Source organism: Algoriphagus halophilus, assembly GCF_041729275.1.
In the GTDB taxonomy this organism is placed as follows: Bacteria; Bacteroidota; Bacteroidia; order Cytophagales; family Cyclobacteriaceae; genus Algoriphagus; species Algoriphagus halophilus_A.
The window spans coordinates 2,677,058-2,694,822 of record NZ_CP146486.1 but is presented as its reverse complement, the minus strand read 5'-3'; the positions used below and the strand labels follow the sequence as shown (position 1 = coordinate 2,694,822).

General features: G+C 40.9%; 16 protein-coding genes and 1 pseudogene. All 17 read right to left on the bottom strand.

Annotation, left to right across the window (positions count from 1 at the left end; genetic code table 11):
- Positions 1–3: 3 nt before the first annotated feature.
- Positions 4–129 (bottom strand): hypothetical protein, encoded by a 126-nt coding sequence (locus V8V91_RS14390; RefSeq protein ID WP_373395746.1) that lies wholly within the window; start codon positions 127–129, stop codon positions 4–6.
- 5 nt (positions 130–134) lie between these two features.
- On the bottom strand, positions 135–2,012 hold the full coding sequence (locus tag V8V91_RS14385) for an ATP-binding protein (protein ID WP_373395744.1): 1,878 nt from the start codon (positions 2,010–2,012) through the stop codon (positions 135–137).
- Complete coding sequence (locus V8V91_RS14380; RefSeq protein WP_373395742.1) at positions 1,970–3,526, bottom strand: hypothetical protein; 1,557 nt, start codon at positions 3,524–3,526, stop codon at positions 1,970–1,972. The genes V8V91_RS14385 and V8V91_RS14380 overlap by 43 nt, the downstream gene beginning before the upstream one ends.
- Before the next feature lie 89 nt (positions 3,527–3,615).
- Positions 3,616–4,380 carry a DUF6090 family protein gene (locus tag V8V91_RS14375; protein WP_373395739.1) on the bottom strand — a complete coding sequence of 255 codons (765 nt, stop codon included), beginning with the start codon at positions 4,378–4,380 and terminating at the stop codon, positions 3,616–3,618.
- Positions 4,377–5,186, bottom strand: coding sequence for a sensor histidine kinase (locus V8V91_RS14370; RefSeq protein ID WP_373395737.1), 810 nt, complete (start codon positions 5,184–5,186; stop codon positions 4,377–4,379). Before V8V91_RS14370 ends, V8V91_RS14375 begins: the two co-directional genes overlap by 4 nt.
- Entirely contained in the window at positions 5,183–5,737 is a 555-nt protein-coding gene (locus V8V91_RS14365; protein WP_373395734.1) for a hypothetical protein, read from the bottom strand. Before V8V91_RS14365 ends, V8V91_RS14370 begins: the two co-directional genes overlap by 4 nt.
- Complete coding sequence (locus tag V8V91_RS14360) at positions 5,713–6,660, bottom strand: hypothetical protein (protein WP_373395732.1); 948 nt, start codon at positions 6,658–6,660, stop codon at positions 5,713–5,715. Before V8V91_RS14360 ends, V8V91_RS14365 begins: the two co-directional genes overlap by 25 nt.
- The gene (locus V8V91_RS14355) at positions 6,624–7,988 is read right to left on the bottom strand and encodes a nuclear transport factor 2 family protein (RefSeq protein ID WP_373395730.1); all 1,365 of its coding nucleotides are present in this window, start codon (positions 7,986–7,988) and stop codon (positions 6,624–6,626) included. The genes V8V91_RS14360 and V8V91_RS14355 overlap by 37 nt, the downstream gene beginning before the upstream one ends.
- Complete coding sequence (locus V8V91_RS14350) at positions 7,931–8,161, bottom strand: ATP-binding protein (protein WP_373400693.1); 231 nt, start codon at positions 8,159–8,161, stop codon at positions 7,931–7,933. Before V8V91_RS14350 ends, V8V91_RS14355 begins: the two co-directional genes overlap by 58 nt.
- Positions 8,162–8,246: 85 nt before the next feature.
- Positions 8,247–9,071, bottom strand: a complete 825-nt coding sequence (locus V8V91_RS14345; RefSeq protein ID WP_373395728.1) for a sensor histidine kinase — start codon at positions 9,069–9,071, stop codon at positions 8,247–8,249.
- A complete protein-coding gene (locus V8V91_RS14340; protein ID WP_373395726.1) occupies positions 9,072–10,211 on the bottom strand; it encodes an FIST signal transduction protein in 1,140 nt (379 codons plus the stop codon). It lies immediately after the preceding gene.
- 197 nt (positions 10,212–10,408) lie between these two features.
- Complete coding sequence (locus V8V91_RS14335) at positions 10,409–11,374, bottom strand: FIST N-terminal domain-containing protein (RefSeq protein WP_373395725.1); 966 nt, start codon at positions 11,372–11,374, stop codon at positions 10,409–10,411.
- A complete protein-coding gene (locus V8V91_RS14330) occupies positions 11,371–11,538 on the bottom strand; it encodes an ATP-binding protein (protein WP_373400691.1) in 168 nt (55 codons plus the stop codon). Before V8V91_RS14330 ends, V8V91_RS14335 begins: the two co-directional genes overlap by 4 nt.
- Before the next feature lie 403 nt (positions 11,539–11,941).
- Positions 11,942–12,133: pseudogene (locus V8V91_RS14325) on the bottom strand (histidine kinase dimerization/phospho-acceptor domain-containing protein); the annotation flags it as partial.
- Positions 12,134–13,782: 1,649 nt separating this feature from the next.
- Positions 13,783–13,986 (bottom strand): hypothetical protein, encoded by a 204-nt coding sequence (locus V8V91_RS14320; RefSeq protein ID WP_373395723.1) that lies wholly within the window; start codon positions 13,984–13,986, stop codon positions 13,783–13,785.
- A complete protein-coding gene (locus V8V91_RS14315) occupies positions 13,983–14,819 on the bottom strand; it encodes a sensor histidine kinase (RefSeq protein WP_373395722.1) in 837 nt (278 codons plus the stop codon). Before V8V91_RS14315 ends, V8V91_RS14320 begins: the two co-directional genes overlap by 4 nt.
- The gene (locus tag V8V91_RS14310; RefSeq protein ID WP_373395721.1) at positions 14,816–17,698 is read right to left on the bottom strand and encodes a hypothetical protein; all 2,883 of its coding nucleotides are present in this window, start codon (positions 17,696–17,698) and stop codon (positions 14,816–14,818) included. The genes V8V91_RS14315 and V8V91_RS14310 overlap by 4 nt, the downstream gene beginning before the upstream one ends.
- Positions 17,699–17,765: the final 67 nt, after the last annotated feature.

Below are 17,765 nucleotides of genomic sequence, written 5' to 3'. Positions count from 1 at the left end.
TATTCATAGCAATCCATATCTGTTATCGAACCTGTTGGAAATAGTCTCCAATTCCCCTTTAAGATGAATTCCCCAAGAGTTGTCATCTTTGATTTCTGCTATAGCAAATTGAATTTTGGTTAGTAGCATAAGTTCTAAGGTTCAATTGGCAAAATGATACTTATCTCAGTTTCTTCTCCCTCCATACTCCTGACTTGTAAGTCTCCTCCATGTGCTTTCACTATATCATAGCTGAGAGACAATCCCAGCCCGGTACCAGAGCCAGTCGGCTTGGTGGTAAAGAAAGGTTGGAAGATTTTCTCTTTGATGGATCCCGGGATGCCGGATCCATTGTCCTGAACGGAAATTTCTACCCCTACTTGACCGTCCGGCAGTCCTGAATGGGATGGGGTCGTCGTTGTTTTTACAGTAACTTCTGGTTTGTAGCCATCTCCTACTTCTGAGGTTTGGGAGGTAGATTTTGCTTTTTCGTCTACTGCATAAAATGCGTTATTCACCAAGTTTAAAATCACTCTTCCGATATCGGAAGCCACAATCATTACTTTAGGAAGATTAGGGTCAAGATCTAGCTTAAAATCAGCATTGAAAGATTTATCTTTTGCACGTAAACCATGGTAAGAAAGTCTTATAAACTCATCAACTAGCGTATTAATGTCGGTTAGTTCCTTTTCTCCTTTGTTGGTGCGACTATGTTCGAGCATTCCTTTGACAATAGAATCTGCTCGTTTCCCATGGTGGGTGATTTTGTTGAGATTACCTTTAATATCGGTAGCTAGGAGCTTGGCTTCTTCCAACTCTCCATTTTGTAATTCTTCTTGTAGTTCATCAATCATTTCAGAACTTACTTCTGAGAAGTTATTGACAAAATTGAGGGGGTTTTGTATTTCGTGTGCAATTCCTGCTGTCAGCTCTCCGAGTGAAGCCATCTTTTCTGATTGGATTAGTTGGGCCTGAGTAGATTTAAGTTCGGAGTAGGCTTTTTCAATCTCTTTGGCCTGAGCTAGCTCTCGATCTTTTGCTAATTCCCTTTCCTTTCTAGCGGCTCTTTTCCTTTGTTCCCGAATGAAGCCATAAGCGGCTAGGAAAAATAGGCAAGAATAAAGTAGATAAGCCCACCAGGTTTGATACCAAGGAGGTAATACTTTTATAGATAACAGTTTAGGTTCTTCATTCCAGATCCCATCAAGGTTTTCTGATTTTAATTCAAGCGTATAATTTCCTGCTGGAAGGTTGGTAAAAACAGCATTTCCATTTGCATCTTGCCAATTGTCATCAAAATTGACCAATCGGTATTGCGTATTATTATTCCCGCTTCCCCCAAAATGAATGGCCGCAAAATTGATATTTAAAGTGGTGATTCCAGGAGGAATAAGCAGAGAAGAAATAGTATGGTTTGGTTTCCTTTCTGTGGAGTCCAAATAGTTTTGGTAATTTTTACCATCCAAGGTTATTCCTCTAATAATGATTTGTGGAGGGTATGGATTAGTTTGAAGTTCACTGGGATCAAACACATTCATCCCACCATTTCCCGAAAAGTAGATTTTTCCAGATGGGCCGCGATTTTGCAGTTTGGAATTGAATGAACTGGATTGAAGCCCCCTTTCAATCCCAAATCTTACTGTTTTGCCAGTTTCTGGTAGGTATTGAAAAATGCCATCCGAAGTTCCAAAATAAAGGTACCCATCCTCATCATAGCTCAAGGCTCTGATTTCAAGGTCTGGAAATCCAAACTCTTCATAACTCTGCCAGAATTTTAATCCATTGTATTCCTCATCTGTATAGCCAAATCCATCAACGGTAGCAATCCAGACTCTTCCTTTAGTATCAAGAACCGGCCGAGATGTTGAATAATCTAAATCTTTACCGAAGAATGTACCTTGTTTAATTACAGATTTAGATTTGGTGTCGATCAATATCCAAGAGCTTTCACCTTCAGTTCTTTGGACCAAAAGATTTTCCTGAGAATCAATCAATGCTCCTCGTGGTCTGGAATCGGAAGAATCTTTGACCATAGGGGTGAATTTTTCTGTTTCAGGATCAAAAAATCTATTCCATCGATATGACTGATCCAAAGTTTGTCTCTGGCATCTACTTGAATACCAAAAATCCAATTTTTACTTAATGAGGTTGAATCATTTGGATCATTTCGATACCGGGTAATCAAACCTGTTTTTGGGTCTATCCGATTGAGTCCTCCATTTTGATCTCCAGGAGAGCCTGTTCCTACCCAAAGTGTAGAATCAGAAGTCTCTGCAATTGCCCAAGGATAGGGATGCGATAATTCTGATCCGAATGTTTTTCCAGCAGGAGGATTATCCTGGGAAGCTCCAATTCTGTGGAGAATGTTCTTTCCATCTTTAGCAAAATGAATAAGTCCACTTTCCATAGAAATCCGCTGTCCTATCCAAAAAGATCCATCTTCCAGTTCGTAAGAAGAAAGGATATCAGGGATGATTTTTCCTTGTTCATCCCGTAAAAGGCCAAAATCAGATTGATGCGTATTTAAAAGGCTGATTCCATAGGCGAATCTGGTGATCCATATGACCCCTTGTCGATCCAAATATAACTTGCATCCGTGATCACTGGACATTGGAAGTAGTTCTTTGTGGGTATTCGTACCAGATTGGATAGTTAAGGATTCCCCCGTTTCTACATTGATTTTGGTGATCGCGTTCAGTTGGTTGAGCCATATAAATGGACCATGAATGATATAAGAAGCTTCACTCCCAAGGCCTCTTGCCTTCAATAGTTCAGGTTCACTGAATTTTTTAAATGTCCAAGGTTCAGAATCGGATGCCCGTGTAGCCAATCCATTCGGATTTAAAAGGACTGTGCCTGAATTCCCGTAAGGAAGAATGATAGTTTGGCGGTATATGGCAAAGGATGTTTTATTGATAGTGTTTTCATCTACAGGAAATTGTTCATAGCTGAATTTCCCATTAGGATGCCTCCTCCCCATTATTGCCTCTTTCCCATTTTGAACAAGAATAAAATTTACTCTTCCATCGTCCCCAAGTTGAAGATTATATACTTCACCTGATTCCTGCCCAGGCTCTAAAATAAATTTTTGAGTTTCTGGGTCTAGCTTCATGATTCCTTTTGTGGTGGAGGCAAATACTTCACCTTGCTTTCCCAAAAGGACTTGGAGATACCTCCTATTCAAATCAATATCCCAGTAAAATGAAAGGCTATCTGTATGGGAGTCATAATAAACCAAATCCCCATCTTGGGCTTCTATCCAGACCCCTCCCTTTTCATCTGCTTCTACATATCTGCCTTCGTAATGAATCTTTTTATAATTTTTCCCATCAAACTGGAAAACTCCTTCCCAAGTACCCAGGTAGATAAATCCATAGGTGTCTTGAGTCACATCGGTGACTGAAGTACTAGGCAGTCCTTCATCTGATGTGATGTTGTTGAAAACTGCATTCTGAGATATGTTCTGAGCGTTTAGAGCCAAAGGAATCATGACCAAACCGCAGAACAGAAACATCATAAAAAATGGTGTTTGGAATAGCTTTTTCATTAAAAAACTGTCTATATAACATGTGTGAGAATGCCACAGGAAAGATCAACTAATGAATGAAGAGAGGCGGAAAACAAGAATTCAAGTTGTTATTCCGCTGTTTGGTTTAGTTCTCCTTCAATCAAATCTATATTTCTAGTTAATCCCGGACTGAAGATACGCTCCTTATATCCGGCCTCGGAAACACTCTTTTGGATAATAATTTTCAGAAGATACTGAATTTCAGGATCATTTGACATGGCTTCAAGGTCAAATTTTACAGAGGCATATTTTCTTGACTCATTGAATGTGATGTTCACATCACCAAAATCGGATTCCATATATTTCAAGATATGCTCAGAAAATTGTTGAATGGGGCCTTTGTTATCATCTTCTATTCTAAAACTGTATTCGAGAAAAGTTTGGTAATCAGCCATCCGCCTTTTCAGATCTTTATTATCGATAAGTCTTAAAGTCCCCGAGGATTTCATTTCCTCATAGGTAGGAAGGGTTGAGTTAAAATAATGGACAAAACCAGTTCTTTCCAATGCGAAGACTGTTTCCACGCTGTCTACTTGAAAAGGAATTTGCTGCATCATTCCTAAAAGACTTCTTACATAAGCTTCTCTTTGATTAATAAAGCTTAGCAAAATATCCAGTCTATTTTGGTTTTCTTCAAATTCAGTTTTTAGACTTTCAAGGAGGATGGCTTTTTGTTTCTTCAGTTTGTTTTCCTCATTCCAGTTATTTACTTGAAGCGCTATCAAAATTCCAATTACCACCAAGAATATCTCACCCAAGGCATAGAGGAGGTATCGAGTTAGCCCGTTTTGAATGAGAAGTTGCTGGCGAATTTTTCGAAAGAAAGAGATCATTTTTTGAGGGGTAGATGAATAATAAACTCACTTCCAACTTGTTCATTTGTTTCTACCTGTAATTCTCCACCATGTGCTTTGATAATATCATGCGTGATGCTAAGTCCAAGTCCAGTGCCTTCGGTTCCTTTTTTTGTGGTGAAAAAAGGCTGGAGAATTTTATCCTTAATTTCTTTTGGGATTCCCGGACCATTATCTGAAATAGAAAAATGAATTTTGTCTTTCAGTAAACCAGTGGTCACCGTAAGTTTGGGTAGATAATCTTTCGCTCCTACCATTTTGAGTTTTTCTCGCATGGCATCAAATCCATTATTGCAGAGGTTGAGAATTACTCTCGAAAAATCTTCACTGATTAGCGATACTTCGCCTACTTCAGGATCCAATTTGAATTCTATGTCCACATTGATAGGAGCTTTGCCTGCTCGCATTCCATGGAAGGAAAGGTTCACAAACTCCCGTACCAAGGCATTGAAGGCTTTGTCCTCCCGCTTACCGTCAGAAGCCCGGCTGTGTTGCAGCATGGATTTAACAATGCTATCTGCTCGAGTACTATGTTCATGAACTTTGAGGAGATTGCTTTTTACATCATTCAGGATGGCTATAATTTCTTCTTTGCTATCCGAATCTTCCAGATTTTCTAATTCTTCAAATACCTCTTCGATAAGTTCTCTGCTGAGATCGGAGAAATTATTGACAAAGTTGAGTGGGTTTTTGATCTCATGAGCGATTCCTGCAGTTAACTGGCCTAGAGATGCAAGTTTTTCTTGCTGTATAAGTTGTTCTTGAGCTGCTTTCAATTCATTCAAAGCCTTTTCAGCTCTGGCTTTCGCTTTTTTAGCCGTTTTAAATCTTCTTTTGCTTGTGAGAGATCCTTAAATCTTGAATAGGCTAAGGAGAAAACCAATGCGGCCCGATGCAAAAGGTCCCAACTTTCGTTGGAAATTTCTCCTGGTGTTGCGGCTCCTATTGCTCCATTCGAAAATTTGGTCAGATGATAGGTGCGTTCCGGGATTTTAGTACCGTAATAGCCATCAAGTTTCGGAGATTGGTTTGCACAGTAATTGATCCATTCTACTCGGTTTTCTCCCTTCATGAGAATGGAAGTTTTGGTCTGATCACTAGTATAAAAATCCAGCATTTGCCTCCCCACCCAAGTGTCCTTGTAATTGAGGTTAAAATGATCTGCCAAATAGGTTTTTTTGCCATCTCGAATGTCTTTGATCGAATACCAGCATTCTGCTTCTCCGGCGGCTTTGTTGATATAGATGGAGCTGGTTTCTAACTCTTCTACACCCAATAAACCCATTTCCTCTCGCATTACCTGAGCTACTTCTATAAGCTCCTCCGGTTCCTGCATGGCCATAGCTCGAGCTCGGACCCGTTCCAATGCCAGTTCGATTTTTGCTTTTCTAGTCTGCTTTTCAGAGGTAAGTAAATCCTCAAAACGTCTATATGCCAGGTCAAATACACTGGCGAATCGAACCAAAGTAGCCAAAGATTCTTCAGGGGATTAGGAACCTGACCGGGCAAACTGAATCCAATTTCACCATGAGTAGTTCGAGCTATCACAAAGGTCAGACCCCCAATTGATAAAATATCTTCTTCCGATGGAGCATGGGGATCCGCCAGATGATATTTGCCATAAGTATTCATTTTATTGATATAATCCCAAGCCTCACGCCCATTCAAATCCAAGGCAATAATGGGAGAGTCACTCTTTTCCCAGGCAGCTAGTCTAGGAATTTCATCGTGCACAAATTTGGGTACCGAGATGATCATACCCACTCGATCACCTTCTTCTGAAGTCATTGACATTTCATAGCTTTCAGGGGTCCATTTCATATGCCAAAAGTAGTCCGCCTCATGTCCAAGAAGAACAAATTCCTTCCGCATGGAAACCACTATGTCAAAGAGTTCATCCGAATGACTCATGGAGGTCACCTGTGCCCGGATGCGTTGTAGAGATAATTCCAATTTTGCTTCCTTGGCCTGAGCTTCAGCTTTGGAAAGGTCAAGGAAACGTGTGTAGGTCAGGTCAAAAACCTGAGCAAAGCGCTTAAAGATTTCCTCTTCCGCACAAGGGACTTCTGTGATAATCACTAGGTACCCAGTCTTGAAATATGCCGCATGTAAGCGTTGCCATTTTGGACGTGGAATTCCTGATGCTTCCATTTCCTCAAATATTTGTGCTGCAATTGGGATTTTCATGAGCCAATCATAGTGCTCCTGCAGCCTCTTGTCTTCTAGGGTAACAGTTCTATAAGCTTCCCCTTTTCCCAACCTTCATAGAGTTTTTCATGAGCAAAGTCTCCTACATTCGGTAGCCTAAATGGTTGAATTAACCCATTATCCAAACTCAACCACCACTCATCTTCCTGCCTGTTTTTTTCACAAAGAACAAATCCGCAAGTCCAAAGATTATCAACTAGTGCATTTAATTCGCTAAATAGAACTGTTGCTACTTCGCCCAACTCCTCGGCCTTTTGCATTCCCATGGTTCGTGAACGTACTCGCTCTAAAGCTGCTTCGATGCGAGCCTCTTTCGCCTGTTCTTCTGCTTTTTGAAGGTCAAGAAATCTGGTATAGGTTTGTTCGAAGACTTTTGCAAAACGTTGGAATAAACCATGCGCTTCAGGCAGAGGTTCTAGTGTGATAAGTAATAGATTACCAGAGGTAAAATTAGCCACATGATGTATTTGCCTTTTTGGCATAGGAAATCCTGCTTTTATTGATTTTTGAAATGCTTGGCTAAGCATAGGAAAGGATTGCAAATATTTGAAATAGGCTTGCAACTCATCCCCCGATAAGTCTTTGACCAAAAAATGCTCTCCTTTTTTCCATGATTCAAATTGGGATTGATGCCATTCATTTTCAGCAATAGGCATGATAAATGGAGGATTCATGGAACCATCAGCATTGCACATCCAAGAAATAAGCTGGTTTTGTTTTTCATCCCAGATTGTAAATCCGCTACTATAAGTATTGATACCTAAGTTTTTTAATTGTTGAAATAATAGCGAAGCGGTCGGAGCAAGCTCCTCGCTCTTTTCCATAGCCATCGTTTTGGCTCGTATCCTTTCCAAAGCCGTTTCAATCTCCAGCTCTCTGTTTTTCAACAATAATTCTTTTGTCTGTTGATCCACAAGGTTCTGGAGTGTTTCTCGCTCTCTGCGCCATTCTTCTAAGTGCCAAGGATCATTTTCTGTATTAGCGGCAGTAGAAGCATGCCAATGTGTTAATACCCATGTTCCACTGATAAACTCCATTGAGCAACTGGTTCTTAGCTCAAGGTTAATTGTCACATCCTCTGATGCCATATTCATATTTACCAGCTCAATGATGATGGCATGGTTGCCATCTAGAGAAAAGTGTGTGGTGATCCGCTTTCGCTCAATTTTCGAGTCAAGCTGACTCATTTGAATATATTGGGCTTTAAATAGCTCGTCTATTTGTTCAAAAGTAAAAAGTTGCTCATCCTTTGCAGTACCAAAAACTACTGCATCAGGGTGAATGATGTCACGTAAGTTCTCATAAGGAGTTAAGCAATAGCCTACATTGACGATACGATCGTAATTTTTTTCAAGTAGCTGTCCCTTCTCAGATCCCATTCTTTACATTTTTTTAGTTGAATGATAAAGCTCGAACCTTCACCTTCTTTTGTATTTACAAGTAGTTCTCCTCCATGTGCCTTCACAATATCATAGCTCAAAGACAAACCTAGCCCAGTTCCTGAACCAGTCGGCTTGGTAGTAAAGAAAGGCTGGAAGATTTTTTCTTTGATTTGATCGGGAATACCGATGCCGTTGTCTTTTATAGAAATTTCAATGAATCCCTCCCGATATCTCGGGACAAGCCCTGCCCCCCTATTAGGGGGAGTAGATACTGCTCACCGTTACGGTTGGTTTAAAGTCGGAATCTGTATGTACTGATTTTGTTTTTTCATGGACAGCATAAAAAGCGTTGTTCAATAGATTGAGCAATACCTTTCCAATATCCTGTGGAATCACCGAAACCATAGGAGGATCAGGAGCCAAATCTGTTTTCAACTCACATTTGAATTCGGGTTCCTTTGCCAAAAAGGATTGATAACTCAAGCGGAGAAACTCTTCTGCGATGGCATTTAGATTGGTTGATTCCTTTTGACCTGAGCCTCTTTTGCTATGTTCCAGCATGCCTTTGACAATGGCATCGGCGCGCTTTCCGTGGAGGTTGATTTTATGCTCATTTGCCTCTAGGTCCGTGGCAATTAATTTGACTTCTTCTAAATCCCCTTTTTCGATTTCTTCTAAAAGCTCTGCTATTAATTCTCTATTTACCTCAGAGAAGTTATTCACAAAATTCAGTGGGTTCTGTATTTCATGGGCAATTCCAGCAGTGAGTTGGCCGAGAGAAGCCATCTTTTCCGATTGGATCAGTTGTGCTTGAGTGGATTTGAGTTCTTCCAATGATTTTTCTAACGCTGAGTTGGATTCTTCTATAGACTTTCTTTTCAGCTCCAGTTCTTCTATAGTCTCCTCAAGTAAAATTGCGGTGGTTCTTTTTACTTTTTCTGTTCGATCTAGTTTGAATTCCAAAATGGTCAGTTCTTTATCTGCATCTTTCAGGGATTTAGTTAATGAAGATTTTTGCTCATCAGAGATGGCATCAAGCTGTAAAAGGGTGTCGAGAATTTGCTGGAGATGTATGTTCATTTATTTTTCTTTTAATGCCACACAGCAGGTAGTTAAGTTGTGCATTTCCAAGTTTCCTCCGGCCATTCTTCCCAATTCTGCATAGGAAAACATCCCAATCATAGGAACATTCCAAACTTGCTTAACCCCTTCAATCTCAGCATTCATCATGGGTCCAAAGGAAAGTACTCTGCCAGCACAACTGAATACCACCAGTGCATCTGCTTCTGGCATTTCAGTGTCTTTCAGATTTTGAACTCCTTTCACGACCTTCTCCATCACATCCCAGTCGGGCGGTAAGGAAAACCTTATTTTGGAGCCTTGAGGAACAGACCCGCTTGTATAAAATGAATGGTCAGACCAATCCACCACCAAACCGGGGCGCATGACCGGGTCACCTTTTTCACGTTGCAATTGCAGAGGAAAATTGGCAGCGAGCTCCAACAATACATCTTTATTCTCTGGAGTGATATTTTCAAGACCTCCATATTTGGTGGTGATATCGAGTGCTGGTTCGTTATCGATGGTGAACACATGATTACCTTCGCTTTTGGTAACTGTTTTTTCCGTTCCCATAGCTTTCCAGCCACAGGTAGCTATGCCACTTACCGATACTTTTTCTTCATCTAAGGCTAAGCAGACTATCCCATGATCACTTTCCCATCCATTTGTAAAAGCCCATGTTTTACTGAAGGCCAAATCATCACCTGCAGCTCCACCAAATGCATTGACTTGTTCACCTGCGATTTCCTGAAGGCCTAGCAACACTTCTTCTCCATCAGTTGCCGCATTACTCACTGCCATGAGGAAAGCAACTTTTCCAAATTCCTTTTGAGCTTTTTCGGCAATGGATTTAGAGGTGCTCCGATAGTTATTATGCTGAAATTCGGCTGAATGAATTTTGAAATACTCTTTTTTCATATCCAGCAAAAGAATGGCCGCAGCCCCTCCTTCAGTTTCCTCATCAATAAACTCACCATTGGTAGTTGAGCCAAAAATGGCTATTCCCGCTTGGTCGAGGTAGTCACAAATTGTCTTACGGTCTTGAGAAACAGACAGGAAAACGAATGCCAATGTGGGCTTAAAATTATCCCCTATACATTGATTGAGTGCTGCTTTAATTTCATCAGAAGATCTTCCTTTGATTGATTTTGCTTTCATTTTTTTAAATGTTTTTTTAGTAAGACTACTTCTCTTTCAATGCTACCCAGCTTACAGTTGTACCTTGAAATTCGCAGCGGCCTTCATCCAATTTCCCAAATTCACCCAGTGAAAAAAGCCGATCATAGGCTTTCCCCAGGTAGATGCCAGTCCTTCTATCTCTGTGGAAATCAAAGGCCCGAAAGTCCCTAACCTTCCTACACAGGAAAAACCATTAACACATCGGCATCCGGCATCTCTTTTCTTTTACTATCCCTGGTGCTTTCCACCACTTTGTCAATCACATCAAAATCCGGTGGAAGGGAAAACCGGAATTGATCTCCTTCATTTACACCACCTGCTATCATGACGGATTGTTCGGCAGGATTAAAAAACAGTGCGGGCTTCATAATCGCATTTCCTGATGCCCTTTCAAACTGTAGAGGATAACCTAGATCTGTTGGAATAAATCCACTTCCTTCAGAATTCGCTCTAACAATATCTTTCCCTAAGAATCTTTGAATGACATGCATCGCAGGTTCATGATCAATAGTGAAAGCCCAAGAGCCTTCACTTTTCGTGATTTTTTTGGTTGTTCCTACAGGTTTCCAGCCTGAAACTGCCAGACCGCTTATTGCAACCTTGTCCCGATCAATAATGAGAGCAAGCAAACCTCCTGTACTTGATTCATCCTTGGTAAAAACGACCCCTGAAAAATCAGCCGGATCACCGCTTCCACCACCTGCGATCAGAGTGTCATGTCCTGCGGCATTCGTCAATCCTTTGATCAGTTCATCGTTTGAAACTCTGAAATCCAATGGTGAAATGATGAATCCGGGATTCGCAAAAGCAGTTTTTCCTGATATCCCTGCATTATACCCGGCTTGGTAGGCAGACGATCCCTCATATTCGTTCAATACTATTTTAAAATGATCAGGATTAATATCCAGCAGCATGACAAGGATATCCTCTTCCGTAATTCCATCTTCAGAAAATTTCTGGGGAGAGGTGATTCCGAAGATCTCAATTCCCTGTTCCCCAAAAATGGAACGTAGTGCTTCAGCATCTTTTTTGTGGGTTAGAATGATAATGGCTAGGGTTGGAATGAAACCTTGGCTTTTGCATTCATCTAAATCCTTTTGAATTTCATTAGGGGTTCTTCCGTTGATGGTTTTTGCTTTCATATGTTCAGTTTTATGATAAATACTGTCCCCTCATTTACAGTAGTATCTATTTCTAATTCCCCTCCATGCGCCTTCACGATATCATAAGATAAGGATAATCCCAGGCCTGTTCCCGAACCCGTAGGTTTGGTAGTAAAGAAAGGCTGAAAGATTTTTTCTTTGATGGAGTCTAGAATGCCTGGGCCGTTGTCTTGGACGGAGACTTCGATGTACCCCCTTGCCCCCCTCGAGGGGGATTTGGCTAGTACTCACAGTAACGATTGGTTTATAATCAGTGTCTTTGTTTCCTGATTTTGATTTTTCATGAACCGCGTAAAAGGCATTATTCACCAGATTCAGAATAACCCGGCCGATATCGGAAGCCACGACATTTACCTTTGGCAAATTAGGATCAAGCTCCAGTTTAAAGTCTGCATTAAAGCTCTTGTCTTTTGCCCGAAGTCCATGGTAGGAAAGCCGTACAAATTCATCCGCCAGAGCATTTAAGTCAGTAGGAGCCTTTTCACCTTTATTGATGCGGCTATGCTCCAGCATTCCTTTGACGATAGCATCCGCGCGCTTACCGTGAAGGTTGATCTTGCTTAAGTTTTCTTTCAGGTCTTTGCCGATGGCTTTGGCTTCTTCTAATTCTCCATTTTCCAATTCCTCATTCATTTCATCGACCAACTCTTCACTGACTTCTGAGAAGTTATTGACAAAGTTTAAAGGATTTTGAATCTCATGAGCGATACCTGCGGTTAGTTCACCAAGGGAAGCCATCTTTTCGGATTGGATCAGCTGGGCTTGGGTGGATTTTAGTTCGCTGAGGGTATATTCAATCTTTGATTTTGCATCTTCCAGCTGCTTGAAATCTTCGTATCGTGCATAGGCAACAGAAAAAGCATCTGCTAGATTCTGTACCAGATCAATTTGAGCAGAGGTTAAATCTGCAGCACTTCCCACATACAACATTCCTTGAGGGAAAGGGAGGAATTGTAATGTCAGTGATTCTGGAGCTTCTTCTCCTCCCTGGTAGGTAATAGGATTTTCTATCTGCTGTTGTTCCAGTAGCGTTTTTGCAAAAGCTAAAAATTCCTCTTTGTTCCAATGGGCAATATAAGGCTGTTGTTTTCTCCAGTGTTTTACCCCATTGGAACTTATCTGATTGCTCTCATAGTCTAAGTTCAGGGCAGCTAAAGGTTTGCCATCAGGAGTGGATAAATAAAAACGGATTTTCTCCTCTTTTTCATCGACTATCATCAAGCCGCATCGGAAGAAAGGTACCCCTAGTGTCAAAAGCTCTCTCCAAATCAAAGGGGTAATCCGCTGCAAATCCTCCGTTTTTCGCATGGAGGCGATTTCTGCTCTGACGCGATCTAAAGAAGATTGTTTGATTGCTTCTTTTTCACGAGCTTCAGCTTGTTTGATATCTTTGAATCGGGTATAGGATTGATCGAATACCTTTCCAAATCGTTCGAGAACTGAAAATTTGTCATCAGATAAAGGTTCGATACAGGCAAGAAATAAGACTCCAAAATCATTAAATGTATTGTATAAATAGACTTTTTCAGGAGCTCTCATGGCTTCTTGGACTTCCTTGGGTAGTCTTCCCAATTCCATTTCATTGAAAAGTACATCACACCAGCTTACCATGTTTTCACCTTCCAAAATGTAAAGGTGTTTAGTCCTTTTTTCTTCCCAATATTTCCAATATTCCAGATAAACTGGATGATCCTGATTGGTAATTAAAAAGCTGTCTGTTCCGCTTTCCGCTTCTGGATTGGCTGCCCACCAGCGAACGGATTTATTTTCTGGATAATAAATCCAGATCACAGCACGTTCCATCTGTAATTCCAGATTGGTTAATTCTTTAAAGACCTTGGCAAGAATTAAATTCAGTTCACTGGAATGTTGCATCGCCATTGATTGGCTACGTACTCGCTCCAGAGCAGCTTCGATTTGTGCTTCTCTAGCCTGAGCTTCTGCTTTTTGAAGGTCAAGAAATCGGGTGTAGGTAAATTCGAAGGCTTTGGCAAAACGGGAAAGAATTTCAATGGCTTCCTTTTTCAAAGGCTCAAAACTCATGATGCCTAGGAATCCTTGCAAAAAACCGGCATCAGTCATCACAATTTGATCAGGCGGAGATTTAAATAGTTTTTGATAATCTTCATCCTTAGCCACGTGGGCCAGTGTAGCTAGGAATGCCATATAGTTAGCTAAATCTTCCTCCTGATAAATACGGATATTAATTATTCCTCTGTCTTTCTTCCACTTCGTGTAAAATGCTTTTAATTGTGCAGATTGGTTCAATGGAGTAAAATGGCTTCCCGACATGACCCGACCGTCTGCGTGCGTCATCCAAACCTCCACTGTATCTGTTTTTGCATCAACATGACTGAAATAGGTTCTTGCCTCCTTTGGTAATAATTCTAATAAATCAAACTGCTGAAAAAGATTGATACTGTCTCATTCAGTTCAGCACTATCTTTCATCAACAGTGTTCGGTTTCTTACCCTTTCCAATGCTGCCTCAATCTCCAGCTCTCGATTTTTAGATTCCAACTCCAAGGCTTGTGCCTTGACGGACTGTTGGAGTCTTTTAATTTCCGCTTTTAATTGGGCCTCGCTTTTCATTGGTTGTCTGGGTCTATCGGTAGGAAGAGCGTCATCTCGGTACCTTCTCCCACTGCACTTTGAACTCTAAAATCTCCACCATGTGCCTTTACAATATCATAGCTTAAGCTTAATCCTAAACCTGTACCAGAGCCAGTCGGCTTGGTAGTAAAAAATGGCTGAAAAATCTTTTCTTTCGCCGATTCAGGAATTCCGTTCCCATTGTCTTTTACAGATAATTCAATTCCATAAAAAATCTTTTTACTGGTCAATACCACCTCGGGTTGATAGGTGCCATTTGAAGCCTTTGCTTTTTCATTGACTGCATAAAAAGCATTGTTTACCAAATTTAGTATTACCCTTCCTACATCCTTTGCGATGATATTTACTTTTGGAAGCTCGGGATCTAATTCCAACTTAAATTCCGAATTGAAGCTTTTGTCTTTGGCACGAATCCCGTGATAGGAAAGTCGTAAAAACTCATCTGCTAAAGCATTGAGGTCCGTCAGAGATTTTTCTCCAGAACTTGATCTACTATGGTCCAGCATGCTCTTAACAATAGAATCTGCTCGTTTGCCATGATGATTGATTTTGTGGAGGTTTTCTTTGATGTCTTCCGAAATGGCTCTTACCTCTTCCAAGTCTCCATTTTCAATTTCCTCGATTAATTCCTCCAGCATTTCACTGCTGACTTCTGAGAAGTTATTCACGAAGTTTAAAGGATTTTGAATTTCATGTGCAATCCCAGCCGTGAGTTCTCCCAAAGAGGCCATCTTTTCGGATTGAATTAGTTGGGCTTGTGTTGCTTGTAAATCCTTTAAGGTCCGTTCTAATCTTAATTTTTCTTCGATCAATTTTTTACCCTGCTCTTTTTTTGTTGGAGATCAAGAAAACGAGTATAGGTTTGCTCGAAAACCTTGGTGAAACGCATGAAAATATCATGGGCCTCAGGTACCCGCTCATAGGTGATAAATAGTAAAAAGCCATGAGTAAAGCGTCCCAGATGATTCACCTGGAAAGTAGGCAAAGAAATACCTGCAGCATCAAATTGTTCAAAAACTGGCTTTAGCTCGGGGAGCTCTCCCAAGTATCGATAGTGTTCAACTAAATCTTCGCCTCCTTGCTCGTAAACAAAAAACTCTTGTTGGTCCAAAATAGCTTGGTGCCAAGGAAGCATACTTTCATGTTCGGTAAGCGGCAATCGAAAAGGAGTCTGAATTTCATTTTCACTACTCATCCAACACGTGGTGGATTTAAGGTCCTCTGATAAAATATTATACCCGCAACTCCAGGCGGGAATACCTAATTTTCTTACCTCATTGAATAAGACATTTGCAGCCTCTGGAAGCTCATCACTTTGCTGCATGGCCATCGTGCGGGATCTTATTTTTTCCAAAGCGGCCTCAATTTTGGCTTCTCTTACTTGAGCTTCTGCTTTTTGTAAGTCTTGGAAGCGCTTATAGGCCAAATCAAAAGCAGCTCCCATTTTTACCATAATGGATTCCATTTCGGTGGGAGGAGAAGTATTCAAAATGTCAACCGACATTTTTCCATTTGCCAATTTTACAGTGGGATGGAGTAAATATTCAAAAGTGTTAGTTGCTAAAAATTCAGCCACATTATCCGCCTCTTCTGCATTATATTGTCTCAGCCAATCGATGGTGATGGCCATATCTTTTGGATCCTGCTTTTCAATAAAATACTGTGCCGTATTATTCCAAATTCTCCGAACAAAGAACTTAGGATGGGTTTCTGATAATTTGAATTTCAAATCCAAAGTAACCTGAAAGCCATCAGTTGTATCTTGTACAGAAGTAAGGTCCCACATCCGGATCAAATCCTCTTCTTCCTTTAGATAAATCGTTGCCGCCACTACCCCTGAGATCTCCAAGCCAAGCATTTCATTTTTCAAAACATCGACCACCTCTAGAATCTGCGATGAGTTATGCATGGCCAATGCTTTGGCTCTTACCCGTTCTACTCCTAAATTTATTTGTGCTTCCCTGGCTTGTGCTTCTGCTCTTTTTAGGTCTAGATACCGTCGATAGGTTTGACTAAAAAGAGAACTGAAACGATGAATAATTTGGATTATATCAGCCGGAAATTCGATGGGGCTAAAGGCATAGAAAAACCCATGTTCGAAGACGAAACCATAGTGGAACTCTCTTTTGGGAAGTTTTTCTAGTGGTATTTGGATTTTATAATCAGGAGCTTGGTTCAGCATTTTATAATAATTGAGCAAATCCTCGCCTTCCAATACATAAGTATGGAGTGGAATCTGTTCCTTCCAAGCCTTCCTTGCACTCTTCAACAAAGGATGCCAAGACATTTCCAAATGCCCAATATGCAGTTTGAATTCTGCTCCAATTTTTGAGGCAGTCCAAAGCTGATTGTTTTCGTTCTCATGGTTCAGGATCCCGATACCAAAACGGGTTTTTTCATTTACCCCTAAGGCAGTAAGTTCCTCAAACATCATCACAATACACTTTCCAATGTCCTGGCTATTATGCATAGCCATTGTTTGGGCACGGACTCTCTCTAAGGAAGATTCAATTTGTGCTTCTTTTGCCTGTGCTTCTGCTCTTTTTAAATCGAGAAAACGCGTGTAAGTCTGTTGGAAAACTTTCCCAAATCGCATGAGAATCGCATTTTCCTCTTGGGTAAAGGGTTTACTTTCGAAGTTTTCGATGTACAGCCCGATGTTATCTAATAATACAGTAGAAATCGCAAGTCCTGGATAGGATAAATAGATTTTCCGGAGACCTTCCTCAGCCCCAGGAATCAATTCAAAGAGGTCATTGTAAAACTTGTTTTTTTCCTCAAATGAATGGAGGTTGGTGAAAAAATTGCCGCCATTTTTCTTTGTCTCCAAAAAGCTGTTCCAGTGGGGACAATCAAAGTAAGGAAGTGTGATTTGAGAAGGAACTCCATTTTTATCTGCCAACCAGATAAACATGTCTTCTCGGTCTTTATAATCCAAGATAAATCCGGTATGCTCAACCAGGATATCCAATGAGACAAATTGTTCGAAAACCACCTGAATGACTTCTTGCAACTCCTCACTTTTCTGCATTGCCATACTACGGCTTCTAACCCGCTCCAGTGCCAGTTCGATTTGAGTTTCACGCGTTTGATGCTCTGCTTTCTTTAAATCCTCAAAGCGTTGGTAGGCCAAGTCAAATACTCTTGCAAAGCGTACCAGCGTGTCCATATCCTCTTGGGGTGGATTAGGCACCGAACCAGGGAGACTGTAACCGATCTCTCCATGTGAGGTTCTTGCCATCACAAAAGTCAAACCTCCTATATGTCTGATATCCTCAAGCGTTGGAGCTTGTGGATCTACTTTTTCAAAATCTCCCCAGGTGATCATTTTATGTACATAGTCCACGGCATCCTCTGTTTCCATTGCCAATACAAAAAGAGGGTCGGAGCCTTTTTCCCAATCTGCCACTGCCTGAATATCTCCATGAATCTGTCTCGGCAAGCTCATGACCATCCCAATCTGAGTACCATCCCCTGATGTCATAGCCTTTTCATAGGATTCAGGAAGCCATCGCATGTGCCAGAAATAATGGGCTTCATGTCCAAGATTTACAAACTCTTTTCGCATGGAAACCATGATTTCCAAAAGCTCGGAAGATTCTCTCATGGAGGCTACTTGACCTCTTATCCGCTCCAGTGCTGATTCTATTTTAGCTTCCTTGGCCTGGTTTTCCGCTTTTTCTAAGTCCAAAAACCTAGTGTATGCCTGATTAAATACCTTGGCAAATCGAATAAAGATGTCATGTGATTCTGGTACA